At 67.5% G+C, this 25,201-nt stretch carries 19 protein-coding genes and 1 pseudogene; 16 read left to right on the plus strand and 4 right to left on the minus strand.

Annotated elements, in window-relative coordinates; translation table 11 throughout:
• Window positions 1–12: 12 nt before the first annotated feature.
• The 3 genes from ABZ478_RS06790 (at window position 13) to ABZ478_RS06800 (ending at window position 8,424) form a co-directional block, all read left to right on the plus strand.
• Window positions 13–2,979 carry a helicase-related protein gene (locus ABZ478_RS06790; protein ID WP_359545985.1) on the plus strand — a complete coding sequence of 989 codons (2,967 nt, stop codon included), beginning with the start codon at window positions 13–15 and terminating at the stop codon, window positions 2,977–2,979.
• Entirely contained in the window at window positions 2,979–7,106 is a 4,128-nt protein-coding gene (locus tag ABZ478_RS06795; RefSeq protein ID WP_359545987.1) for a DNA methyltransferase, read from the plus strand. The genes ABZ478_RS06790 and ABZ478_RS06795 overlap by 1 nt, the downstream gene beginning before the upstream one ends.
• A 67-nt stretch (window positions 7,107–7,173) precedes the next feature.
• Entirely contained in the window at window positions 7,174–8,424 is a 1,251-nt protein-coding gene (locus ABZ478_RS06800; RefSeq protein WP_359545989.1) for a hypothetical protein, read from the plus strand.
• Between the two features lie 114 nt (window positions 8,425–8,538).
• Here the strand turns inward: ABZ478_RS06800 and ABZ478_RS06805 are convergent, their stop codons facing one another.
• Together ABZ478_RS06805 and ABZ478_RS06810 are read right to left on the minus strand one after the other, a co-directional pair.
• Window positions 8,539–8,724 carry a DUF397 domain-containing protein gene (locus ABZ478_RS06805; RefSeq protein WP_359545991.1) on the minus strand — a complete coding sequence of 62 codons (186 nt, stop codon included), beginning with the start codon at window positions 8,722–8,724 and terminating at the stop codon, window positions 8,539–8,541.
• On the minus strand, window positions 8,721–9,578 hold the full coding sequence (locus ABZ478_RS06810; RefSeq protein WP_359545993.1) for a helix-turn-helix transcriptional regulator: 858 nt from the start codon (window positions 9,576–9,578) through the stop codon (window positions 8,721–8,723). The genes ABZ478_RS06805 and ABZ478_RS06810 overlap by 4 nt, the downstream gene beginning before the upstream one ends.
• 163 nt (window positions 9,579–9,741) lie before the next feature.
• On the opposite strand from ABZ478_RS06810, the gene ABZ478_RS06815 reads away from it, so the two are divergent.
• The 3 genes from ABZ478_RS06815 to ABZ478_RS06825 all read left to right on the plus strand — a co-directional run bounded on the left by ABZ478_RS06815 (window position 9,742) and on the right by ABZ478_RS06825 (window position 12,410).
• Window positions 9,742–10,194 (plus strand): ATP-binding protein, encoded by a 453-nt coding sequence (locus ABZ478_RS06815; protein WP_359545995.1) that lies wholly within the window; start codon window positions 9,742–9,744, stop codon window positions 10,192–10,194.
• Window positions 10,195–10,298: 104 nt separating this feature from the next.
• Window positions 10,299–11,939: a restriction endonuclease fold toxin-2 domain-containing protein gene (locus ABZ478_RS06820; RefSeq protein WP_359545997.1), complete on the plus strand. Its 1,641-nt coding sequence runs from the start codon at window positions 10,299–10,301 to the stop codon at window positions 11,937–11,939.
• Between the two features lie 15 nt (window positions 11,940–11,954).
• Window positions 11,955–12,410, plus strand: coding sequence for a hypothetical protein (locus ABZ478_RS06825; RefSeq protein ID WP_359545999.1), 456 nt, complete (start codon window positions 11,955–11,957; stop codon window positions 12,408–12,410).
• 138 nt (window positions 12,411–12,548) lie between these two features.
• Here the strand turns inward: ABZ478_RS06825 and ABZ478_RS06830 are convergent, their stop codons facing one another.
• Window positions 12,549–12,947, minus strand: a complete 399-nt coding sequence (locus tag ABZ478_RS06830) for a hypothetical protein (RefSeq protein WP_359546001.1) — start codon at window positions 12,945–12,947, stop codon at window positions 12,549–12,551.
• Window positions 12,948–13,415: 468 nt separating this feature from the next.
• On the opposite strand from ABZ478_RS06830, the gene ABZ478_RS06835 reads away from it, so the two are divergent.
• The 3 genes and pseudogenes from ABZ478_RS06835 to ABZ478_RS06845 all read left to right on the plus strand — a co-directional run bounded on the left by ABZ478_RS06835 (window position 13,416) and on the right by ABZ478_RS06845 (window position 16,438).
• Window positions 13,416–15,212 carry an AAA family ATPase gene (locus tag ABZ478_RS06835; RefSeq protein ID WP_359546003.1) on the plus strand — a complete coding sequence of 599 codons (1,797 nt, stop codon included), beginning with the start codon at window positions 13,416–13,418 and terminating at the stop codon, window positions 15,210–15,212.
• Window positions 15,205–15,777: pseudogene (locus ABZ478_RS06840) on the plus strand (PE-PGRS family protein); the annotation flags it as partial. The gene ABZ478_RS06835 and the pseudogene ABZ478_RS06840, both read left to right, overlap by 8 nt.
• A gap of 58 nt (window positions 15,778–15,835) precedes the next feature.
• Entirely contained in the window at window positions 15,836–16,438 is a 603-nt protein-coding gene (locus tag ABZ478_RS06845; protein ID WP_359546005.1) for a hypothetical protein, read from the plus strand.
• A gap of 51 nt (window positions 16,439–16,489) precedes the next feature.
• Here ABZ478_RS06845 and ABZ478_RS06850 read toward each other — a convergent pair whose 3' ends face one another.
• Window positions 16,490–17,056 carry a tellurium resistance protein gene (locus tag ABZ478_RS06850; RefSeq protein ID WP_359546007.1) on the minus strand — a complete coding sequence of 189 codons (567 nt, stop codon included), beginning with the start codon at window positions 17,054–17,056 and terminating at the stop codon, window positions 16,490–16,492.
• Between the two features lie 326 nt (window positions 17,057–17,382).
• Between ABZ478_RS06850 and ABZ478_RS06855 the strand changes: the two genes are divergently transcribed.
• From ABZ478_RS06855 to ABZ478_RS06885, 7 genes are all read left to right on the plus strand, one after another.
• Complete coding sequence (locus ABZ478_RS06855; RefSeq protein ID WP_359546009.1) at window positions 17,383–18,873, plus strand: hypothetical protein; 1,491 nt, start codon at window positions 17,383–17,385, stop codon at window positions 18,871–18,873.
• Complete coding sequence (locus tag ABZ478_RS06860; protein WP_359546011.1) at window positions 18,870–19,364, plus strand: hypothetical protein; 495 nt, start codon at window positions 18,870–18,872, stop codon at window positions 19,362–19,364. The genes ABZ478_RS06855 and ABZ478_RS06860 overlap by 4 nt, the downstream gene beginning before the upstream one ends.
• A gap of 45 nt (window positions 19,365–19,409) precedes the next feature.
• Complete coding sequence (locus ABZ478_RS06865) at window positions 19,410–20,075, plus strand: VWA domain-containing protein (RefSeq protein WP_359546013.1); 666 nt, start codon at window positions 19,410–19,412, stop codon at window positions 20,073–20,075.
• 242 nt (window positions 20,076–20,317) lie between these two features.
• The gene (locus ABZ478_RS06870; protein ID WP_359546014.1) at window positions 20,318–21,100 is read left to right on the plus strand and encodes a protein phosphatase 2C domain-containing protein; all 783 of its coding nucleotides are present in this window, start codon (window positions 20,318–20,320) and stop codon (window positions 21,098–21,100) included.
• Window positions 21,097–22,050, plus strand: a complete 954-nt coding sequence (locus tag ABZ478_RS06875) for a hypothetical protein (protein WP_359546016.1) — start codon at window positions 21,097–21,099, stop codon at window positions 22,048–22,050. The genes ABZ478_RS06870 and ABZ478_RS06875 overlap by 4 nt, the downstream gene beginning before the upstream one ends.
• Window positions 22,051–22,140: 90 nt before the next feature.
• Entirely contained in the window at window positions 22,141–23,958 is a 1,818-nt protein-coding gene (locus ABZ478_RS06880; RefSeq protein WP_359546018.1) for a DUF4357 domain-containing protein, read from the plus strand.
• Complete coding sequence (locus ABZ478_RS06885; protein ID WP_359546019.1) at window positions 23,955–25,166, plus strand: restriction endonuclease; 1,212 nt, start codon at window positions 23,955–23,957, stop codon at window positions 25,164–25,166. The genes ABZ478_RS06880 and ABZ478_RS06885 overlap by 4 nt, the downstream gene beginning before the upstream one ends.
• Window positions 25,167–25,201 lie beyond the last annotated feature (35 nt).

Here is a 25,201-nt window from a genome sequence, read left to right on the forward strand (position 1 = left end):
TCGACAACACACATGGCACTCACGTACTCCGCAGGCTCCCTGGTGAAGGCCCGCGGCCGCGAATGGGTGGTGCTCCCCGAGAGCAAGCCCGACCTGCTCGTCCTGCGCCCGCTCGGCGGCTCGGACGACGACGTCGCCGCCGTCTTCCCGGCGTTCGAGACGGTCGAGGAGGCCCGGTTCGCCGCGCCCGAGCCGAGCGACCTCGGCGACCAGCGGGCGGCCGGCCTGCTCCGCACCGCCCTGCGCGTCGGCTTCCGCTCGGGCGCGGGCCCGTTCCGCTCGCTGGCCGGCATCGCCGTCGAGCCGCGCGCGTACCAGCTCGTCCCGCTCCTGATGGCGCTGCGCCAGAAGACGGTCCGCATGCTGATCTCTGACGACGTCGGCATCGGCAAGACGGTCGAGGCGGGTCTGATCGCGAGCGAACTCCTCGCACAGGGCGAGGCGTCGGGCCTGGCCGTGCTGTGCTCGCCCGCGCTGGCGGAACAGTGGCAGCAGGAGCTGCGCGGCAAGTTCGGCATCGACGCGGAGCTGGTGCTGTCGTCGACGGTCACTCGCCTGGAGCGTGGCCTGGACCTCGGCCAGTCCCTCTTCGACCGCTACCCGAACGTCGTCGTCTCCACGGACTTCATCAAGTCCACCCGTCACCGCGACGACTTCGTACGGCACTGCCCCGACCTGGTGATCGTCGACGAGGCGCACACGTGCGTGGCGGCCGACGACACCAAGACCGGCACCCAGAACCAGCTGCGCTACGAGCTGCTGCGGCGCGTCGCCGAGGACGAGGAACGACATCTGCTCCTGGTGACGGCGACGCCGCACAGCGGCAAGGAATCCGCGTTCCGCAACCTGCTGGGCCTGGTCAAGCCCGACTTGGCGCACGTCGACCTGGAGTCGGAGAGGGGCCGGAAGCTGCTGGCCCAGCACTTCGTGGCCCGCAAGCGTGCGGACGTCCGCCAGTACCTCACCAAGGAGGACGGCCTGGCCGACGACTCGCTCGCCGAGCGCACCGCGTTCCCCTCGGACCGCTACTTCAAGGACGAGACGTACAAGCTGTCCCCGGCGTACCGGGCCCTGCTGGACGACGCGATCGCCTACGCGAGCGAGCGGGTGGAGGAGGCGGACGGCCGAGGCCGCAGGGAGGCCCGAATAGCCTGGTGGTCGGCGATCGCGCTGTTGCGCTCGCTGGTGTCGTCCCCGCGGGCGGCGGCCCAGACGCTGCGCACGAGGTCCGCGGCAGCGGTCGCGTCCTCGGCGGAGGAGGCCGACAAGCTCGGCGCCCCGCTGAACAGCGACGCGGCCGACAGCGACTCGATGGAGGGCATGGACGTAGCACCGGGCGCCGAGATCGAGACCGACGACCCGCGCTCGCGCCTGGCCGAACTCGCCGACCGGGCGCAGGAGCTGGAGGGCCCGACGCAGGACCTCAAGCTGAAGGCGCTGATCAAGCACCTCAGGGCGCTGCTGGCCGAGGGCTACAACCCGATCGTCTTCTGCCGCTACATCCCCACGGCCAAGTACCTGGCCGAGCAACTGGCCAACGACCCGGAGACGAAGAAGCGCGGCCCGCTGGGCGCGAAGACGGTCGTCAAGGCCGTCATCGGTGAGCTGTCGCCGCAGCAGCGCATCGACAACATCGAGGCGCTGGCGACGGAGGCCGGCGAGGACGCCGCGGCGCGTCGGGTGCTGATCGCCACGGACTGCCTGTCGGAGGGCGTGAACCTCCAGCACTACTTCGACGCGGTGGTCCACTACGACCTGGCGTGGAACCCCACCCGCCACGACCAGCGCGAGGGCCGCGTCGACCGCTACGGCCAGCGCCGCGACGAGGTCCGCGTCATCACCCTGTACGGCGATGACAACGGCATCGACGGCAAGGTCCTCGAAGTCCTCATCAAGAAGCACCGCCAGATCAAGAAGGACCTGGGCATCTCGGTGTCCATCCCGGACGAGCTGTCCACGGGCGTGACGGACGCGATCGTGGAGTGGCTGCTGATGCGTGGCCGCGAGAACGAGGACGCCCTGTTCAGCGCGGACGCGTTCAAGGTGAGCACGGCGAAGCTGGACAGCGACTGGAACTCGGCGGCGGAGCGGGAGAAGGCGTCGCGTTCCCGGTTCGCGCAGCGTTCGATCCACCCGGAGGAGGTGGCCCGGGAGGTCGCCGCGATCCGGGACGCGCTGGGCGGCACGGGCGAGGTGAAGACGTTCGTACGGGAGGCGCTGGGCTCGCTGGGCGCGGTGCTGCGCGGAGCCGACCCGTCGCAGGACTTCACGGCCCAGGTGGGTGGCACGCCGGCGGGCCTGCGAGACGCGCTGGCGACGGCCGTGGGCGCTGAGGTGATCGAGCAGGACCGCCCGATCCCGTTCCGCACGGACCCGGCGGTGGCGCGGGGCGAGGCCGCGCTGGTACGGACGGACCCGGTGGTGGGCGCGCTGGCGTCGCACGTCCTGAACGCCGCGCTGGACACCCAGGCGGACGGAGCCCGCCCGGCACGCCGCTGCGGTGTGGTGACGACGGACGCGGTGACCACGCGCACGACTCTGCTCCTGGTCCGCTACCGCTTCCACCTGACCCTGCCGTCGCGCAGCGGCGAGAAGCAGTTGGTCGCGGAGGACGCGCGGCTGCTGGCCTTCGAGGGCTCCCCGAAGAACGCGGTGTGGCTGTCGCAGGAGCGTGCGGCGGCGCTGCTGGACGCGACGGCGTCCGAGAACACGGACCCACACTTCGGTGAGCGCATGATGAAGCGCATCCTCGACCAACTCCCCGATGCGAGCGGCTATCTGGAGACGTACGGCGAGGATCTGGCGGCCGAACTGGACGCCTCGCACCGCCGAGTGCGGCAGGCGTCCGGCGAGATCGTCCGGGGCCTGTCGGTGACGGCCCAGAAGCCGGCCGACGTCCTGGGCGCGTACCTGTACCTGCCCGCCAACCCCGCTGCTTCCTCCCCCGCCCCTGCTGCTGTCTCTGGAGCGTCCGCCTGATGTCCGCCACCACTCGCAACCAGGTGTTCACCGCCGTCCACACGGTCGGAGGTCTGCTGCCGGCCGACATGCTGCTGCGCATCTCCGAGGGCAAGGACGTCCCGGGTTCGAAACCGGCCGACTACGGCCTGCCGTCGTCGCGGTCGGTACGGGACGAGGCCGAGCGCAGCTGGGAGTACCTGAAGCCGCTCTGGCGCGAGCTGCGCAAGCATCTGCCCGAGGACCGGGAGACGGGCCTACCCGCGACCGACCCGACCGGTCGTGCGAGTGCCGACTGGCTGGCGCCGCTGTGGCGTGAGCTGGGCTTCGGCCGCCTGACGCCGATCGGCACGGACGGCGTTACGGCGGACTCGGACACGGAGAAGCGGTTCGAGGTCTCGCACCGCTGGCAGCACGCGCTGATCCACCAGGTGCAGTGGAACGCCAACCTGGACAAGCGTCCGGGGGGCGCGGGCACAGTGCCGCCGCAGTCGATGCTCCAGGAGTGCCTGAACCGCACCGAGGCCCACCTGTGGGGCATCCTGACGAACGGCCGCCAGGTCCGCCTGCTCCGTGACTCTAGCGCCCTGGCCACGGCGTCGTACGTCGAGTTCGACCTTGAGGCGATCTTCGACGGCGAGCTGTTCAGCGAGTTCGTGCTGCTGTACCGGCTGCTGCACGTGTCCCGCTTCGAGGTCGCGGAGGACGCGGCGCCGTCGACGTGCTGGCTGGAGAAGTGGCGCACGGAGGCGATCGCTCAGGGCACCCGTGCACTGGACCAGCTGAGGAAGGGCGTCCAGCGGGCGATCACGACCCTCGGCACGGGCTTCCTGAAGCACCCGGACAACCGGGAGTTGCGGGAAACGCTGGAGGTCAAGACCTTCCACTACGCGCTGCTGCGTCTGGTCTACCGGCTGCTGTTCCTGTTCGTGGCTGAGGACCGCGAGGTCCTGCTGTACCCGTCGGCGGACGAGACGGCGAAGGAGCGGTACGCCGCGTACTTCTCCTCAGCCCGCCTGCGCCGGCACGCCCAGCGCCGCCGGGGCACGGCCCACGGTGACCTGTACCAGGCGCTGCGCTTCGTCCTGTCGGGCCTCGGCAACGACGACGGCCTGCCGGAGCTGGGCCTGCCCGGCCTGGGTGGCATCTTCGACGACACGGAGGCGGACAAGGTCCTGCACCCCCTGTCTCTCTCGAACGAGCCGCTGCTGGAGGCGGTCCGGGCGCTGTCGATCGTGCGGGACATGAGCAGCAAGCGGAACCGGGTGGTCGACTATCGGCACCTGGACGCGGAGGAGCTGGGCTCGATCTACGAGTCCCTGCTGGAACTGGTCCCCAAGCACAACGCCTCCGAGCGCACTTTCGAACTGGTCGAGCTGGCGGGCAACGCGAGGAAGACGACGGGCTCCTACTACACCCCGTCCTCGCTCATCGAGTGCCTGCTGGACTCGGCGCTGGACCCGGTGATCGACGACGCGGTGAAGCGCGGCGAAATCCGGGCGACGCGCTCGGGCCAGCCGGACCCGGGCCCGGCCATCGTCGAGGAACTGCTAAACCTGACGATCTGCGACCCGGCCTGCGGCTCAGGCCACTTCCTGGTCGCTGCGGCGCGGCGCGTCGCCAAGCGCGTGGCCGCGGTGCGGGAGCAGAACCCGGAGCCGACGATCGACGCGGTACGGCATGCCCTGCACGAGGTCGTCGCGCGCTGTATCTACGGCGTGGACCTCAACCCGATGGCGGTCGAACTGGCCAAGGTGTCGCTGTGGTTGGAGGCCCTGGAGCCGGGGAAGCCGCTGGGGTTCCTGGACTCTCACGTCAAGCACGGCAACGCGTTGATTGGGGCTACGCCGGCGCTACTGGCGAAGGGCATCCCGGATGACGCGTTCAAACCTATCGAGGGGGACGACAGGAAGATCGCGGAGGGCTTGAGGAGGCGGAACACCCAGGAACGGGCCGGCCAGCTCAGCTTCACCACCGAAGAGAGCATCTGGGTCTCCAACGCCTCCTTCGCGGCCAGCCTCCGCGACATCACCACCGCCAGGTCCGACACCCTGCGCGACGTTCGGCTTCAGTCCAGCCGCTTCCGCGAACTGGAGCAGTCAGCGGACTACCTCCACGCCCTCAACATCGCCGACGCCTGGTGCGCGGCCTTCGTCTGGCCCAAGGTCCAGGGCACCGTGGCCCCCGTCACCGAGGGCGTCTTCCGCGACCTCCAGAACCCCGGCGGCGGGATACCTGAATCCACCCGTGACGGGATCGTCCACCTCGCCCACCAGTACAAGTTCTTCCACTGGCAGTTGGAGTTCCCCGAGGTCTTCACGGTCCCGAAGGACGGCGGAACGGCCTTGGACATCGACCCGGCAACGGGTTGGGCCGGAGGATTCTCCTGCGTGGTGGGCAATCCCCCCTGGGACAAGGTCGACTTCGAGGACAAGAAGTACTTCAGCGTGGTCGAACCATCGATCGCTGCGATCTCCGGCACCGCCCGGCGCACCCGGATCGTCGAGTGGGAAAAGGAGAATCCGGAAGCAGGCGAGCGGTACCGTGCGACACGGCGGATGGTGAAGTCGACGTTCCTGTTCGCGTCGAGCTCCGGTTCCTTTCCTCTGTGTGCACAAGGGTTGACCGTCAAAGGAGTCAACTCCCTTCAGACGGATCAGCTGTTCACCGAACGCTTCGCGTCAATCGTGGCGCCACAGGGCCGCCTCGGTGCCATCGTCCCGACCGCGATAGCTACCGGGGCAGGAGCTCAGCACCTCTTCAACGGCTTCACCCAACGCGGTGGAGTCGCCTCCCTCTATGACTTCGAGAACAAGAAGCCACTATTCGAGGGAGTGCACTCCAGCTACAAATTCTGTCTGCTCTCCCTCACAGGCCGGGGCGTCTCCGAGCCAGCCGCCAAGTTCGCATTCTTCCTCCACGACACCACCGACCTCGAACACGCCGACCGCGTCTTCGCGCTCAGCCCGGAGGAGATCATCCTCATCAACCCCAACACCGGCACACTGCCGATCTTCCGCTCGCGTCGGGACGCGGATCTCACAGCGGCGATCTATCGGCGGATCCCAGTGCTGTGGGACGAGACAAGGCTCGGTGGAAACCCCTGGGGCATCACCTTCAAGCGCCTCTTCGACATGACCGACGACTCCGATCTCTTCCGAACACGCGAGGCGTTGGAAGCCGAGGGCTGGGAGCTCAACGGGAACGTATTCACTCGGGGCAGGGAGCGAATGCTACCGCTCTATGAAGCAAAGATGGTGAGCTTCTTCAATCATCGCGCCGCCGATGTCGTGAAGAGCGAGACGGCAGTTAACCGCCAGAATCAGCCCCGTTACCTCAGTCAGGATGAGCTCGGAGACGCTGGACGGCCCGCCCTACCGCTGCACTGGATCGCTGGGGACGGGCTCATCCCTACCCGCCGCAATGGCAGGGACGTCTCCGTGCCTGGCGTGAATGTCCGATTGGGTGAGATGAAGTGGGACCGGAAATGGCTATGCGGTTGGTGTGACGTAACCGCCTCAACGAACGAGCGCACGGCCATCCCCGCCTTCCTGCCGCGAACCGCAGTCGGCCACAAATTCCCTTTGATGCTTCCGCAAGTTTCCCCCGCCCTTTCTGCAGCCCTGGTCGCCTCTCAAAGCTCGCTAGTGTTCGATTACGTGAGTCGACAGAAGATCGGTGGCACCAGTATGGGTCTTTTCGTGTGGAAACAACTCCCTGTCCCTACACCTGAGTCATTGACCCCCCATCTTCCTTTCCTCATTCATCGCATCCTTGAACTTGTCTACACATCCTACGACATGACGCCCCTCGCCTTTGATCTCGGCGACCAAGGTAACCCCTTTCAGTGGGACGAGGAACGTCGCGGCGTAATTCGCGCCGAGTTGGACGCGTACTTCTTTCACCTTTACGGCGTCAGTCGCGATGACACCGAATACATACTTCAAACCTTCCAGACCGAGAGCGGCGGCCTGAAGAACAACGAGATCGCCAAGTACGGCGAATACCGTACCGAGCGGCTCATCCTTGCCGAGTTTGACCGCATGGCTGAAGCCGGCGTCAGCTTGGAGAACCCGTTGGTGGACGGCGAGAACTACACCTCCACCCTCACCCCGCCCCCGGGTCACGGCCCCCGACACCCCGCCTGACCGCCAGGCGATCGCCGCGCGCACCCCGACCACCCTCAACTGCGAGAAGCCACTTCAGGAGCGGGCAATGGACAACGAGATTCAGCTCATCAGTGACGGTGATGGACTGGCGGTCATCGGGAACACGACGGATGTCGAACGCTTCCTCGTCTCGGAGGGACTGCCGTCCAAGGACCTCGGACTGCAACGGCTCAAGTCCGCCTTCGGCACCGGGGCCGCAGCCGCGCAGGCAGGGTCGGAGATCGGCGCCAACTCCGGTCGCTGGGTAAAGCTGACCCAGGAGTCCGCGGAGCGTGTCAAGAAGTTCGGGCTGATGGAAAGCAAGACGCCAGGCGTCAGCCATGCGATGGTGGGGAAACCCGGGTCAATCAAGAACTGGCTCCAGGTCGAGAAGGGGGCCGGCTCGCTCCTGAGCAACCCGGCGCTTCTGTCCGGTGCCGCGGGGATCATGGCACAGCTCGCGATGCAGCAGACCATGGACGAGATCACCGACTACCTCGCCAGGATCGACGAGAAGGTCGACGACGTGCTCCGCGCCCAGAAGGACGCTGTAGTTGCCCGCATGATCGGGGTGGACTTCATGATCGAGGAGACCATGACCATCCGAGAGCAGGTGGGCCGGGTCTCCGAGGTCGCGTGGTCGAAGGTGCAGGGCGCGCCGGCGACGATCGCGGATACGCAGGCATACACGTTGCGCCAACTCGACGCACTTGCGGAGAAGATGGAGAGCAAGACCAAGATCGGTGATCTCGCCACGACGGCCAAGGAAGCCGAGTCCAAGGCGCAGGAGTGGCTAGCTGTCCTGGCTCGTTGCTTCCAACTGCAGGACGCGATCGCCGTGCTCGAACTCGACCGAGTGCTGGACGCGAATCCGGACCAGCTGGACCAACATCGTATCGGGCTTCGGACCGCCCGACAGAACCGGCTGGAGCTCATCGCACGGAGCACCGAGCGTCTGATGGCCCGGATGACCGCGGCTGCTGACACGGCGAATGCGAAGGTGCTACTGAACCCGACCAAGTCCCCGGCTGTAGTCAAGTCGGCCAACCACGTCGTGACCGGTGTCCATGACTTCCACGGACGGCTCGGGATTGAGTCCGGTCGCCGGTCATCGGAGGCGAGACGATGGGTGGACGCGGCCGCGGTGGTGAGGGACAAGGCGATCGAGACAGGATCAAAGAGCGTCGTTGCCGCCAGAAGCCTCGGCAACGAGACCCTCGACCGTGCTAACTCGGTCAAGGGCAAACTCTCCAGCGAGATCGCCGGGCGAGTGCGCCGTCGGCGCGGAGGCGAGGAGGAGCGCGGCGAGAAAGGCTGAGTGAGCGCTGATCGTCAGCCAGGTGCGCAGCCGGACTATACCCTCAACTGCGACAAGCCGGTTCACGCGTCACGGTGGCATGCGCCTACGGGCTACCACCGTGGCGCGTCACCTTTAGCACCCCGCGAGGAAGTCCAGGAAGCGCGACCAGCCGTCCCGGCTCACGGCGAAGGGGGTGCACATCGCATCCTTGGAGTCACGTACGTGAACGCCCTGTTCGGTGACGGCCACTTCCACGCAGTCATCACCCTGTGCGCTGCTGTAGCTGGACTTGAACCAGCCGAGTTCGGAAACGTTCATAAAGCTCCTCTGATCCGCACCAGCAGGCCCGTGGAGTCCTTCGGGGTAAGTGCCTGCGAGCGCAGTCTCGCATAGCGCATGTGGATCCTGCTCACCTCTTTCGGGTCAGTGATCAAGCGGCCGTTCTCCTGACCTTCGGAGTAGGCATGCCAGCGTCCATCTGGTGTCTCCAGTAGCCGGACAGGTCCCGAAAGGCAGGAGTGTTGTTCGCTGTCCGCAGGCATGATCTGCACCGTCACGTTGCGCAGTGAGCTGAGCTCAAGGATGAGGTCGAGCTGCTCGGCGGTGACCTGCGTGCCGCCCAAGCGGCGCATGAAGACGGCTTCCTCCATGACGAAGTCGAACGTCGTGTTGCATCTCTCCCTGAGTAGTTGCTGACGCTCCATGCGCGCCCGCACAGTGGTTTCAAGAGCCTCGTCCGACAGAGGCGGAATCTCGTTGTCGCAGAGGGCCCGCACGTACCCCTCCGACTGCAACAGTCCCGGAATCAACCGGCACTCATACGTGCACAGGCTCACCGCCCGCCGTTCCAGCCGAGCCCACTGCCGGAACCAAGCCGCCAACCCCGCCTCCCCACGAGTCAGGAACCTGGCCGAGTGCCGTAACGCCCCCGTGTTGCCCAGCGCCTCCTCCGCCCGCTCCACGAACGACGCGTCCGGCATCCGCCGCCCCAGCTCCACCGACTCCACCGTGTGCTTGGAGAAGCGCACCATCTCCCCGAACTCCACCCGACTCAGTCCCGCATGCTCGCGCAGCGCCTGAACCACCGCCCCGAACGTCCGCAGACTGTCCGACGGATCCGGTTCCCGCTCGCACTCCGCGCCGGCCGCCGGTTCGAGGTTGTCGGTCGTCATTCGAGGCCCACCTCCAGGTGCACACGTGCCAGTTCCCCCTGATCGAGAACACCCAGAGTGGCCAAACCCAATTCGTACTGTCCACCGAACGTGTCCGTACGCTGACTCCACGTACGGGCCTCGCTTCTGGCGCACGCCGCCCCACTCGCGACACGGTGACCGCATGAACGTGAGCACGCCCCACTCCCCCACCACCGTCCGGACGTTCGCGCAGCAGCTGTCGTCCACGCGCCGCGGCGCACGGCTCGCCCGTCTGCTCGCTGTCGCGGAATTCCAGACCTGGCAGATCCCCTCTGCCGTGGCCGAGCGTGCGGAGCAGATCGTCGCCGAACTGGCCGCCAACGCGGCACTGCACGGCCGCGTTCAGGGCCGCGACTTCCGCTTGACGCTCCACCTCGATCCGACGGCCGGCCTACTGCGGATCGCCGTGACGGACGCGCGAGGTGACCGCCTCCCCTCCCCCACCGCAGACCTAACGGCGCCCCCGGACGCGGAGTCGGGTCGCGGCCTGCTCATGGTGACCGCCCTGGCCGACCGCTGGGTCACGGAGCCGTGTCCGCCCGGCGGCAAGACTGTCTGGGCGGAACTGACCACGCTTACCGGGCCCCCGGACTGAAGCGCGCCCCATCGTGGTGCCGCTGAGCCCCGCGAATCTCTGTGCGGTAGAAAAGACGTTCAACGTCCTTCTGTTGCACGGCCATTCGACGTGAGGAGATTCGTGTGGGGCTGCCACCGGACCTGAAGGTCATCGCCGATGGCATGATCAAGGCGTCCATGGGCATGGTGGGGACGGTCATGGTCGGCACCCGTGACACCGCCATCGCGCTCTTTCACGAGCTGGACCGTCAGCACGGCATGGCGGGGGACGACGACGCGGGGCGGGCGTTCGCGAAGGTTTACGACTCCGCAGCGGCCACCACGCTCGACAAGATGGGCTTCAGCGCCTACGTGATGGGTGAGACCGGCAAGGGGCTGATGCGGAACGTCCGCGAGTTCATGGCACGCGAGAGCCACATCGCCTCGGCCATCCTGGAGAAGCAGGTCGACCTGACAGCAGGCATGGGCGATCCCGGCGCCGACTGCACGGAGAGCTTCCTGGGCCTCGGGCAGGAACTTCCGGAGGTCGTCGGCGACACCGCCTGGTACGACCAGTACGCGCCCGCCGGTATGAGCGACCGCTTCCGTGGTTCACCGGAGAAACTGCGTGACGTGGCCGGCTCCTGGCGGGCGGGCGGCAAGATGATGCTGCGCTTCATGCATGATGCCCAGGCCTATGCGCACACCGCGGACAAGGCGCACTCCGGGGAGGCCGCGGACGCGTTCCGCCGCTACTTCGCGGGCTTCGTCGGTTTCGCCGAACCCCCGGACCAGGCCCAGCAGGACGAGACCCTGGTGGCCAACCTCGTGGCCGCCTGCACCCAGCTCGCCAAGGCCTGCGACCAGTACGCCGACCACGTCGAGGCGGCCAAGCGGAAGATCATCCAGGACCGGACGGACCCGTTCCATGTCGACATGCCCTGGGACCAGCCGATGTTCGGCGGCAACGGCGACGACGGCGGACTGCTGGACGCCGTACTCGGCGACGTGTGGATCCACCGCCTCGGCAACGTCGCCCACGCCCTCGACGAGTCCGAGCGCCGGGTCAAGCTCCCCCAGGGCTCGGACGACCCACCCGGGCCCCCGTTCCCCCCTCTCCTGCCGGTGCCGGTGCCGGGCGGTGTTCCGCTACCGGTCACCCTCGCCTCGTTCCACGGACAGGTACCGGGACTCATGCCGATGGCGAGCAGGGTGGATCCGTCCATACCCGCGCAGGACCCCATCGCCCCGGAGCCCGGCACCACCCGTCTGCTCACACCTGCCGAGCAGCAACACTTCCGGACCTGGCTCAATTCGCTGAACACGGGCGGCTTCGCCGGAGGCGGTGGGGCCACGAACCCCAACAACGCCTACCAGCTGCGCGTGGCGGGATACCCGGAGCGTGAGGTTCCCCTCGCCGGGCGTCAGCGTGGTCTCATGGTGGACGGCATACGCCCGGTCGACGGCTACCTGGTCGAGGCCAAACACGTGCAGGACCCTGACTGCAAGAAGCGCAGCTTTCGCACCATCGAGCGGGTCAACGAGACCCTGGCCAAGCCGGTGAAGGTCGACGACAAGGGGAGACTGAAGTTCGACCCGATGATCGACGGAATGTACGGCGGTGACGAGCGGGAGTTGCGCCGGTACAAGAGCGCAATGGCCAATCCCGCCAACTCGGAGATCCGTGGACTTGAGATCGTGACCAACGGCAAGGACAACGCCGTCTACTGGGAGTCGATGATCGCCATGAACGGTGTCAGCGGTTCCGCGCGATACGTACCCTGAGAGTGAAGGACTTCTGTGACAACCGAGTACAACCAGCGGTCGAACTTCGTCTTCGCTCCGCCCGCGGACAACCCGGCGGCCTGGCAGGCGAGCCTGGAAACCTTCCGTGACGCGCTGGAACGGGATTTCCCGGGCGCCTTCCTGGAGACGAATACCTCCGCCCTGCGCGACCTCCCGGTCCTGGACTTCGAGATCGAGGTGGCCCCGGAAATTTTCCTCACCGGTACGTCAGCAATGCCGACCGTCGACTACGCCTACATCAGCGTCATCGAGGCGACGCCCGAAGAAGCGGCTGCCTTTGCCGTGTGGCTCCGAGACTCATACGTCCCCTCACCTGCCAGTGTGCGTTTCATGAGCAGCTTCGTGATGGAGAACGGGGACGAGACGCCTTGGCGCCTGCCGGCGACAGGAGACACCACGGACATCGCTGATCTGATGCGCGAGCACCTGGCGGCCGCCGGAGCCGAGTGACCCGCGGCCCCACGGCGGGTGTGGCCCCTCAGCCAGTCACCGGCTCCCAGCGGTAGCCCTCGGACGTGAACTCACTGCTCGACGGGCGAGAGGTCTCGCGCCAGAGACCCGTCCCCCCGTCGCATCGGTCCCGTCGTCCTACAACCCCGCCCTCGCCAGCAGCACCGGCAATGCCTCGGGTTTCACCTTCTGCACCGACCTCACCTGCCCGAGTCCCAGTTCCGCCCGGCCGACCGGGCTGCCGCACAAGGCGTCGGTCGCCTCCGGCAGCAGGGTCACCTCGACCCGGTACGAGAAATCCGGGTCGTCGGGATCCTCGCGCGGCTTCTCGTCGACCTCGGCCAGCGCCGCCACGGCCGACTCCGGTTGGCTGAAGAAGAACCACAGGCGATCTCCGGGGCTCATACGGTTGCGTCGGCTGAGCCAGAGGTCGAGTTCGGGTTCTTCGTGGGCGAGGCGGCGGATGGTCTCCTTGGTGGAGGGTTCCCCGTCCAACGTGTCCTTGTTCGGGTTGAGGATGTAGATCCAGTCCTCCACGGCTCCCCCATCGCCTGAGTCGCTGACCTCCGCGGGTGCGGAGCTGGAGCTGCCTGCACTGCCTGCACCGGTCCATGGTGTCAGCCGACTCAGCCGGCCGCATACGAAGTACCAACACGGAACAGCGAGTTGTGGGCTTCCGGCATCATGGCGGCATGACAGGTGGGGTGGATGTGGGCACGGCGGCGGGCCAGTTCGATCGGACGGCCGTCGCGGAGATGGAGTCGGCCGCCGAGGCGGAGCGCGAACGGGTGCTCTCCCTCTTCCCTCCGGAGGGGTGGATGACGCTGCCGCTCGAGCGCTACGCCCTCGGGCAGCCCTCGCCCGCCGGGTCGGAACCGACGTACTGCCGGCTGCTCGAGTTCCTCACTCCGCACCTGGGCAGCATCAGGGGCGGCAGCGCCGCGAAGCACATCATGTTTCCGCCATCACTCGGGCGAGTGGCGCTTGGCAGCTCCTCTCCGTGGCATGGACCCGCAGGACGCCTGGAGGGAACTGCGGGCACAGTTCACGCAGGCTTTCGATGCTGTAGGGGCGGGCGACTTCGAGGCTCTGGACGACCTCGGCGCGCTGCGCTTCGGTCCGGCCTTGGTGACAAAGTCACTGGCGACCTACTTCCCTCAGCACTTCCTGCCCATCTACGCAGGAGAGCACCTACGCCGATTCATCATCCGGTTGGGCGGCTCCGCCCAGGGGGACGCACCGGCCTGGCGAAGCAATCGGCGCCTGCTCGAACTCGTTCGGTCCCGTGAGGAGTTCGAGGACTGGACGGGGCAGGAGGTGATGCACTTCCTGTACGAACGGTTCGACCCGCGACCCCGCAAGCCCATCGTCTGGAAGATCGCACCGGGTGAACGGGGCAGGCTGTGGGAGGAATGCCGGGAGGGCGGGTTCATCTGCGTCGGCTGGGATGAACTCGGGGACCTCGCCCTCTACCAGAGCGACACGGATCTGAAGCAGGCGCTGGACGCACATTGGCCTGGCAAGAGCGGGGGCAGTTTGACCCTGGCCCGTCGGCTGCTGGCCTTCCGTGACTTGGAAGAGGGCGACCGGATCGTGGCCAACAGAGGAGTCGACCAGGTCTTGGCCACGGGTACGGTCAACGGGAGTTACCGCTTTGAGGACTCGGGCACTCGCGAGGAGTTCCAGCACGTCGTTCCCGTCGACTGGGACGTCTCCCACGCGCAGAGGCTGTCCGAGCCTCAGCAGTGGCGGTCCACCTTCGCCAAGGTCAATCCCTCCCTCTTCGCAAGGATCATCAGCCACCGGGCTGACTCCGTGCCGGACAGGAATTCCGCGGAGTCAACCGCTCCCGTCGCCCTCCCCGAGGACGTTCAGGCAGTCCTGGACGCCCTCAAGCGCAAGGGGCAGGTCATCCTGCACGGGCCGCCCGGCACCGGCAAGACACGGCTCGCCCTCGGCGCAGCCCTCGCTCTGGCCGGCCGCGCCGACGTACTCGACGGTTCGGAACCGGAGCGACGTACGCAGGCGCAGGCCGAGGTGTTGAGTGGTGATCGGGTCCGGCTGGTCACCTTCCATCCTTCCTACGGATACGAGGACTTCGTCGAGGGCTTCAAGCCGGACCTCGACGCCAAGGGCTCCGGGTTGACCCTCGCCCTCTCGGACGGCTTGTTCCACACGCTCTGCAGCCGCGCCGCCGACCATCCCGACCAGGACTTTCTCCTCATCATCGATGAGATCAACCGCGGCGACCTGCCGAGGATCTTCGGCGAACTGATCACGCTCCTCGAACTCGACAAACGGAACTTGCCCGTCGACCTGCCGGTCAGCAAGCGCAGCTTCTCCGTGCCGCCGAACGTCCGGATCATCGGCACGATGAACACGGCCGACCGGAGCATCAGCCACCTGGACGCCGCGGTGCGCCGCCGCTTCGCCTTCCTGTCCGTGGGTCCCGACCCGGACGCCGTGTCGGGAACGGTCGGACCGCTCGACCTGGCGGCCTTCTTCGAGACTCTCAACAGCCGTATCGCGCACCACCTCGACTCCGATCACCAGATCGGGCACGCCTACCTGATGCGTGACGGGGAGCCGATCGCCACCGAGGAGGACCTGGCCGCCGCCTTCCACCACGAGGTGGTACCGCTCCTGGAGGACTACTGCCTCGGCCGCGCCGACCTGCTGCACCGCATCGTCGGCGGCCTGGTCGACCAGGACACCGGGCGCCCCGTGCTCATGTCCCCCCAGGACCTGGCCGACGCGCTGGCCACCGAGTTCACGAGCGACACGACGCGCCCTGATGCCTGACCGCCGCCCCGAGGTCCGGCTCGGCGAGTACAAGGCCGCTGAGCTGGGTCCTGACCAGCTCACCGCCCGGGATATCGACCGGCTGCACGCCCTGCAAGCACGCGGCTGCCTCACCCTGACCACGACCCGTGCGGGGTGGCGGCTCAAGGCCGAGGCCACCGTCGGCGTACTGCCCTTGGATCGGCTACGGCTCGTCCTCGAACCGAAGTTCGCCATCCCGGGCGAGCAGCTCATGACCTGGCTCGCCTACGCGCTCCACACTCCTGTCCCGACGTCGGTCAGACGCTGGTCCACCGCCCCTGACGGCTACGCCGACCTCCTGGCCGCCGCACTGCTGGAGGAGTGCGAGAGGCTCCTGCGGGAGGGGCTGCGTCGGGACTACGTCCGTCGCCAGAGCCTCGAGCCGGTGCTGCGGGGGCGCCTGGACATCGCCGCACAGGCCACCCGCCGCTTCGGGCAACTGGATCAGTTGCATGTCCGTACCTTCGACCGAGAGGCGGACGTCTGGGACAACCGCGCCCTGGGAACGGCACTGAAGGCCGCGCTCAGTCTGACGACCGACTCCGGACTCGCCCGCGGCCTGCACGACGTGGCCGACGCGTTCCGGCACGCCGGCCGCCGCGTTGCGCGCACTCGAGCGCACTCGGTACACGCGCCTCAATGCCCGCTACCGGCCTGCCCACACGTGGGCCCGCTTGCTGCTGCGCGGCGGAGGCGTGAGCGACCTGCTGACCGACGACGGCACTACGGCGGGCGGCCTCCTACTGGCCATGCCCGCGCTCTGGGAAGCCGTCGTCCGGCGGCTCGCCACCGAGGCAGCAGCCCCGTGCGGAGGCCGCCCGGTCCCCAGCAGCGGAGCGACCGGCATCACCGTGCGCGACGACCTCGGCAGCACCTCGACGTTCCGCCCCGACCTTCTGCTCAGCCTGCCCGACCCCGGCACGGACCAGCACACCCTGCTGCCCGTCGACGCCAAGTACAAGCGCTACGACCGCCACGGCGTGAGCGCGGGCGACATCCACCAGCTCCTGACCTATAGCGCTGGCTACACCCCCGCCGTCGCGCGTAGTGCGGTCATCGTGCATCCCCAGCCGGGAGGGTACGCCCAGCGCACCCTCCAGATCGGGAGCCCTCAGCGCGGCCTGGGCGTCATCCACGTGCTCGGCATCAACACACACGCCCCGCCGGAGCAAGCGGGTGCGTGGATGCGCGCGGCGCTGCGGTGAGCTGGGTGCTGCGACCGGATCGGTCAGAAGCCACACCGGACCGGCTCCAACTCACAACGGCGGCTTGCTCCCCGGCACCCACTCGAACCCGAAGCCGTACGCTTGGTCGATGAGCTGCTGGTTCGACAACCACGGCTGCGCGGTGAACCAGCGAACCTCGCGTCGGAGCTCGAGTGTGTCCTGCCCTGGGGTCAGCAGCGCGATGGCACACGCCGTGGCTCCGGCCGGGGAGTCGTCGAGGTGGATCCGCCAGGTGCTGCTCGGTGCGCTGACGGTGACGACGCCTCCGAGCTTTCGGAAGTCGGCCGAGCCCTCGTAGATGTACACATAGACGAGGAGCTTCCTGAACTTGCGGCGCTTCTCGAGGCTGATGCGAAGGGTCTCCCCGTCGGAGGTCTCGCCGGTCCGGTCGTCCTGGTCGATGCTGACATAGGGCCAGGCGTCCAGGCTTCCCCACTCCTGTCCGAGAGGCTGTACCGCGGTGCCCTTTCCACTGCGGGTGAGAACCATGCAGCCCAGATCGAGGTCGGCTTCCGCGGTGACCGACCAGTTGAGGTTCACCTGCAAGATACCCCGGCCGGTGATCTGGGCGTGCGGCGTCTGCTTGGTGAGGTCCACGGTGCGCGTCTGCGGTTCTCGTTCGCGTCGCGGCCCAAGCTCAGGTTGGACGGGCGCTGCTCCTCGGCCCAGCCGGATGACCCCCCGCTGCCTTCCGTCACCGCTCAACGCAGCCCTCCCCTTACATCACTGATCGATATCAATGGCTCTCAACACGCCACACCAGTCACGTGATTCTCGCCTATTGTTGCGCAAGCAGTGAAGAAGATGTGAACATTGTAGGCGCCATGTTTGTTACCACGCAGACGTGAGCATCGAGGCACCGCTGCGCTTGGTGTCACGTGGATCTGCACAGATGGCCCGGTATCGCCGGGCAGGGGTAGGGAATGTTCGCGGGGACTCAAATCGACAACGGGGTGGCGGCACGTCACCTCGACGACATGGCGCAGGAGCCGTTGCTCGCGCCGCGCGCCGACGAACTGCGCGCACTGGCCCAGGCACTGGACTCCAGTGACCCGGAGGCCCTCGACCCGTGGGCCGAACTGGATCTGATGGGGCATTTCGCACGGCCTGAGAGCATTGCCGAAACCTCGGAGGGGGGCCGCTGGGCGCGGTTCAACTCTTCGCTCGACTGGGCTCTCGGCGCCTTGGTCTTTCTGCCCCTGCTCTTCACGTGGTTCGGGCTCTGGCAGGCGTCGAGCGCCTACGGAGCACTCACCGGAGACGACCCCAAGGCGGCCGGCCGGCCGTTCCTCCAGCTGTGGCAGTCCGGGTTCGACGGGCACCTGGGCGACGTGTTCCGGTTCGGGCACGTCGCCGTGACCGGTTGCGTTGCACTGGGGATGTTGTTCGTCCTCACCGCGGTTCACGGCTACCGTCGCACCGCCACCGAACGTGGCGAGGAGCAGGCACGCAGTCGTGTCGAGGCGGTCCTCGCACGCCTGACCCCGGTTCTGACACGTGCGCAGCTCTGCCTCAACCGCCATCGTGTAGCTTCCCCTCAGCGCTTCGCGGTAGAGCTCAACTCGGCGGCGGGACGACTCCAGCGGATGCACTCCAAGGCCATCACCACGCAGGAGGAGCTCACTCGCGCCGCGGAACTCGTGAGCGAGGCCATGGACAAGGCGGAGCAGCGCCTCTCCCAGGCCGAGTCGTACGTGCGGCCGATCGAGCAAGTGGTGAGGCAGATCGAGGAAACCGTCCGGGACAGTGGTACGGCCATCCAAACCGCTGTTCGGAATCTCGCCGATCCGGTGACCCAGGCGGGACGACAGCTGGCCGACGCCGTCAGCGGGCAGACCAGCGTGCTCGACAAGGCGCTGGAAGACCTGCGAGCGGCCGGCGACGCGATGCGCGACGTCCTCGGTCGTGCCGCGGACCGGTTGGAGTCGGCGGTGGGTGACAACGGCGACCGTGTCCGCGGCGCACTGTCCGACGCGGCTCAGCAGGTCGAGGACTCCCTGACCGTGCTGGCCGCCTCTCAGCGTGGGTTCACCACGGGCATCGAGGTCGTCTCAGACGTCAACGGCCGGCTGCTCGACGACCTCGGCGCGGTCGCTGAGCGCTCCAGCGAAGCCGCGGAGGCCTCCCGGGAGGCGCTGCAAGGTATCGAGGCCCGCAGCCGTGCACTGCACGACGCTGCCGACCGCTTCGCGAGCGTCACCGACGCCTTGGCGCGGGCGCTCAGTGAGACGGAGACCGCACGAGCCGACGTGGCTTCGGCACGAGCGGACGCCGAGGCTGCGCGAGCCGAAGCGGAGGCAGCGCGAATCGGAGCCGAGGCAGCCCAGCGGCGCGCCGAGGATGAACTGCTGCTTGCGAAGGAAGAGCTGCAGCAAGCGAGGGAGCTGCAGGCCGGGATCGGATCGGCACGGTGAGCCCTCGCAAGCCGAGGTTCAGGTTCACCCCTCTGCACCTTGCCGGGTGGCTCTTCGCCGACATGCTGCTCGTCCTTGCGCTGGTGTCCATGGGCGACCGAGGGGATCCGCTGGCGGCCCGAGCCGCTGCGCTTCCTTCCCCGTCGGCCGACGCCAAGCCGTCGCCCAAGCCGAGCCCGACTCCGACGGGTCCGCGGTCGGTGGAGCGCAAGCCGGTCAAGCTCCATGTGACGGCCGCGACGGGTGACACCGCGCGGATGGTGAAGGAGCTGCGTGCCGCCACCGCTCGCTACAAGGAGCGCGACGCGGCCTTCGTGCTGACCTTCGGCCAGGCCCACGAACCCGCTGACGGTCAGGCGTACGCCCGCGATATCAACAAATCCCTGCACCAGGCGCGGCCGCGCATGTTCAGCGACGCCACGACACGGGACTTCTGGAACGGCGGCGCCTCCGGCGCGGCCGACCTGGAGATCTACTTCTACACCCGCTGACGGCCACGCCGTCACCACGCCGTCTTTTTGAGCTCAGGAGAGTCCATGCAGATCCTTCCCTTCTACATGGTGTGTGACGAATCCGGTTCCATGGCCGGAGGTGGCGTGGACGCCATCAACACAGCACTGCCCGAACTTCACCAGGAGATCAGCACAAATCCGAGTGTCGCGGACAAGACCCGATTCGCGCTGATCGGTTTTTCGACGCAGGCCTCGGTGCTTCAGCCGCTCGCCGACCTGAGCGAGCTGACACAACTGCCGTCCCTGTCGGCCGGCGGAGTCACCTCCTTCGGCTCCGCCTTCCGCCTGCTTAAGAGCACCATCGAGAAGGACGTTGCGAACCTGAAGGCCGAAGGCCACGACGTGTACCGGCCGGTGGTCTTCTTCCTGTCCGACGGCATCCCCACGGACGAGGGCTGGCAGACCGACCTGAAGGAACTGAATTCGTTCCGGTACGCCCCGAAGATCATCGCCTTCGGGATCAGCGACGCGGACACCGCGACCATCACGGAAGTGGCCAACTACAAAGCGTTCATTCAGCAGGACAATTCCATCTCCGCGGCCATGGCACTCCGCGAATTTGCCTCAAGTTTCACCCGGTCCATCGTCAACTCGGCCACCAGTATGGCTTCCAAAGGCGGCGAAGGCTTCGATCTCCAAGTGGACGACCACGTCCCCGGCTTCACCAGCCTCTCCCTGGACAAGCTGTGAGCGGCCCGGTGAGTCTCGAAAAGTCCGGCGACGCGGTGCAGGCAGATGAGTGGCCCGCACCCCAGGCTCCGGAGCGCCTTGTGACGACTCCGGATGTCAGGGCCGACACCCTACGCGGAGTACCCGATCACATCGGTATCCGTCCTCCCAGCTATCCGCCGCATCCCTTGTCACGCCCCTCCGTCCGGGACGGGGACGCGTTCGCGGCAGTCTCCCCTGCTGTCCTTCTGGATGGTGCCCGCGTGGGACCCATCACCGTGCGGGCCGCATCGGTGCGTGGTGACTCCCACAACTGGCAGGGAACCTGTCGCCAGGACGCCATGACCGTCACGCGGATCGGCCCACCGGATGCAGAGATGCTTCTACTGGCGGTCGCCGACGGGGTGGGCTCAGCGCGCTACTCGCATGTCGGGTCGCATCGGGCTACACGTCTCACAGCTGAATACCTGGACCACGAGGCCGAAAGCATCTACTCGGCGTTGTGTGCACAGAACGAGACCGAACTCTGCGGCCTCGCCAACAAAGTCATAACAGGGGTGGCTCACGCACTGCGAGCCGGCTGGCAGTCAGAGGCCCGTCGAGAAGATCGGATCCACAGTGACGCGGACTACGCCACCACCCTGCACGTTCTCCTCGTACCCACGGACCCTCGCGTCCGAGAGCGCGTCCTGTTCAGCGTGGGCGACGGTGGGCTTTTCGTCTTGGCGGAGGGCCGCTGGCACCACGTGACTCCAATGGATGACGGCGCCATTCTCCACACCCGCACCGAGGCGCTTCCGCATGCCTACAGCAGTGTGAAAGCGTCCCTGCTGCGCACCCTGCCGGGCGAAGTTCTCCTCCTCGGCACCGACGGCATCACCAACCCCCTGACCCAGAAGGATCCGGGGTTCGCCGACCACCTCGCCCACGCCTGGGGCGGCCCTGAGATTCCCTCGCTGTCCGACTTCCTTTGGCAGGCGCAGACACGAGCCAAGTCCTACGACGACGACCGGACAGTGATCTGCGTATGGGAGGAGGAAACGTGAGCGCGGAAGACGGCGCGGACGTCACACGCGCTTCGTTCATCCTGGGGGACCGGGTGGGCAGCGGCGGCCAGGGGGATGTGAGTGCTCTGGCCGACGGGTCCCTGCTCTACAAGGAGTACAAGGACCCGTCCAAGGTGAACGGCGGTGCCCTCGCCGATCTCGTCGCGTTCCGGCAGAGCCTAGGGCAGTCCGACTGCAGCCGCCTCGACTCCCTTGCCGCCTGGCCGCTGTGCCGGGTGGTCGAGGGTAACCGGGTACTCGGCTTCCTGATGCGGCGCGCCCCGGCCGACATGACGTGGCGCACCGCTGCCGGGACCATGAAGCTGATCGAGCTGCAGTACCTGATCAGGCCGCCCAAGGTGGCCTGGCAGGAAGTCCCGCAGCCAACACCGGAGCGGCGCAAAGCCCTGGCTCTGGCCTGCGCGGAAGCCATCGGTTGGTTCCACAGCGCCGGACTCGTGATCGGTGACATCTCCCAGGCCAACATCCTGTGGTCGCTCACACCGGAAGTCGCCGTTCACTTCCTGGACTGCGACGGCTTCCGCCGGGTGGGGCGTGCGGCGGTGCAGGCCCAGGCGGGCACTCCTGACTGGAATGATCCGCAGGTGCCGTCGACGGAGGCGTCCGTGGACACGGACGCCTACAAGACGGCCCTCGTGGCAGGGCGCATCCTCACCCAGGACCCCTACGTCACGCCCGGGACAGAGCTGAAGCTGATCGCCGGCTGCTTGAACGGCCGCCAAGAGGCCGCGGCTCGTAGGCTCTTCGCGCAGGCCGCCGGTGAGCGAGGCAGCCGTCCGCGGCCGAGCGAATGGCAGACCGCGCTGAGCGATCGAGGCACCATTACGCTGACCGCGGCCGCGCCGAGACCCCGGCCCGCCGTGGACCACTCGGTTCTGGACGGGGCACGTGTTCGGACGCCGATAAGCCTGCGCGCTCAGGGGCACTAGGGAGAGGCGTCCGCCGGGCCGGATGACGGAGTGTGTCGGTCGGAGGCATTACCTTGCATCCGGGTCCGGCTGTTGAGGGGAGCGATCGACGTGGACGATACGGACAAGGAGTACCCGGAGTTCCGCCTTCGGCTGCCCGGCGGGGGCCCTGAAGCCCGTGGGCGGTTGCTGACCGAGAAGGGGACCAACGGCAGCCAGAAGTTCGTCGTTCTGGCCGGGTCCCCCGCCCGTCCAGAGGTGGTCCCTTCCTTCCCTGTCCGGATGCCGTCGTCGTACCGACTGCGTCGGCGGCTGATCGACGAGGGCGTCATCACGGAGTCGGTCAGGTGGCCGGGCTGGCTGGAGGCTACGCGGGACGTCGAGTGCAACTCGCCGTCGGCCGCGGCCGAGATTCTCGTCGGCCGCAGCGCCAACGGATGGCTGGAGTGGAAGAGTGTCGACGGCCACCCGCTGTCAGACTATCTCGACCAGGTGTGGTGGGGGCCCAACCGGGCATGGCTGGTGCGGGGCTCCAATGTTTCAGGTCTCGACCTCGTCCGCCGGCTGTGGCTGCCCGAGGGACTGGTGACTTTGCAGGCCCGTCACCTGCGGCAGGTAGTCGATCAGGGCATCAGCAAGGACCGGCTACGGGCGGTCGTGGAGGAGGATTACGCCTCTACCGCCACGTACAACCAGAAGGTGCAGATGGTGGAGGAACTCCACATGTTCCTCTCCCGGATGAGGCCCGGGGACACCATGTGCACCATCTCCGGTGGGAGCCTCTACGTCGGCAAGATCACCGGCGAAGTCGAACGGACCGCCTCCGAGGGCGGGCGATCCGATCTGCGGCGGCCGGTGGACTGGGCGGAAGCGGGACATGCCTACGAGGACCTGCCCGAGACGCTCCAGCAGAAACTGTCCGCGCAGCACGATGTCGTCGACCTGACCAGTGTCAAGGATTTGATCGACGGTCTGGGTATCAGCGACGAGGATCTGATCGAGGAGGCCGAGGCCGCCGATCGAGATCCGACTCTGGAGCTTCCCGCCCTGACCGCCCGACGTGAACTCGAACTCCCCCAGCCGACCGAGGAGCTGGCCGCCGAGCTTCTCGTGCACGATGCGAGCTGGTTGCGCGAGGTGCGCGATCTGCTGTGGGACGAACGGCAGTTGGTGTTCTACGGGCCGCCCGGAACCGGAAAGACCTACCTCGCCCTCAAGCTCGCCGAGTTCCTCGGCGGCGGCCCCGAGCAGGTCAAGCTCGTGCAGTTCCATCCCTCCTACGCCTACGAGGACTTCTTCGAGGGATTCCGGCCCCAGGAGGACCCGCAGACTCGGGAGGTGGCATTCCGCCTCACCGCCGGGCCCCTGCGCGAGCTCGCCGACCTCGCCTCCCGTGAGGGCAACCGGCACATCCCGCATTTCCTGGTCATCGACGAGATCAACCGGGCCAACCTGGCGAAGGTCTTCGGCGAGCTGTACTTCCTGCTGGAGTACCGGAACAAGTCGGTCCGGCTGACCTACTCGGGCGACGACTTCGCACTTCCGCCGAACCTGTTCGTGATCGGCACGATGAACACGGCGGACAGATCCATCGCACTCGTCGACGCGGCCATGCGCCGGCGTTTCGCGTTCGTGGAGCTGTCGCCTCGTACCGAGCCGACGAGCGGGCTGCTGCGCCGATGGCTGGCCCGGGAGGGCAGGGGCGCCGAGCCCGCCGACCTCCTCGACGCCCTCAACGCGCGCGTCGCTGATGCCGACTTCCGCATCGGGCCTTCGTACTTGATGAAGAAGGGCGTCTACCGGGAAGGTGGCCTGGAGCGGACCTGGCGGACCAAGATCCTGCCGCTGCTGGAGGAACATCACTACGGCGAGGGCCTCGACGTCGAGAGGCGGTACGGGGTGGCCGCACTGCGGGAGTCGCTCGGGTGACACCGGTCGTCGAGGTCGTCGAGCACGCGCCGGCGGTCAGCTTCCCGCTGCCGGACGCCGTGGGCCGCGCGCTGGCCGCAGGTGACGTGCTGGACGCGGCCCCCGACCCGTACGCTGCGGGGCGCTGGTCGTTGCGGGCCGGCAGCAAGGTGGGCGCGGTGAGCGTCGCCGGGCCAGGCCTGGACGAGGCGTTCACCGTGCGGATCACCCCCAAGACGCCCGTCGCCCGGCTCTTCTTCCTGCTCGGTTACAGCCTCGACCCGGGCAGTGCCTGGCGAGACGGTGAAGTGGAGGTGGCCGAGCACCGAGACCTGCTGCCCGCGCTGGCCCACGTCGTGGAACGGCAGGTGGATCGGGCGCTGCGTCAGGGACCGCTGCAGGGTTACCGGGTCACGGAGGAGGCCGCCCTGGTCGTCCGGGGGCGGATCCGCGAGGCGGAGCAGATCCGGCGCCGTTTCGGTGCCACCCTGCCTGTGGAAGTGACGTACGACGAGTTCACCACCGACATCGCCGAGAACCGCATTCTGCGGGCGGCCGTCGAACGTCTGCTGCGGCTGCCCGGCCTGCCGCGTGATCTGCGCCGTAGGCTGCTGCACCAGAGGGGACGGCTGGCGGACGTGACCGCTCCTGTGCGAGGACGGCCGATCCCCGCATGGCGACCCACACGGCTCAACGCCCGCTATCACCCGGCCCTGCGGCTCGCCGGTGTGGTCCTGGACAACGCGTCCGCGGAGCACAGTCACGGAGGACTCGTCATTGACGGGTTCCTGTTCGACATGAACAAGCTCTTCGAGGACTTCGTGACCGTCGCCCTGAGGGAGGCTCTGCGCGGCTCGGGACGCACGTCACGACTACAGGACACGCATCATCTCGATGAGGCAGCCGCGGTCCGTATGCGTCCCGACTTCGTGCTGTACGGAGCGGACGGTGCTCCGGCAGCCGTCGCGGACGCCAAGTACAAGGTGGAGAGGAAGGGCGGCTTCCCTGAGGCCGACCTTTATCAAATGCTGGCCTACTGCACCGCGCTCGGGCTGCGTAAGGGCCACCTGGTGTATGCGAGGGGCAGCGCATCGCACGCGGCGCACCAGGTGCGGCACGCCGGAATTCTCATTCACCAACACGCACTGGACCTGGGCCAGCAGCCCGCCGGGCTGCTGGCGGACATCGCCACCATCGCCCGGCATATGGTTCCCGACCTGCGCGTATGATCATCGCGGAGGGGTCCGTTCAGGGGTGGGAGGGC

Origin of the sequence: Streptomyces sp. NPDC005706 (assembly GCF_040631045.1) — a bacterium.
Lineage (GTDB): Bacteria > Actinomycetota > Actinomycetes > Streptomycetales > Streptomycetaceae > Streptomyces.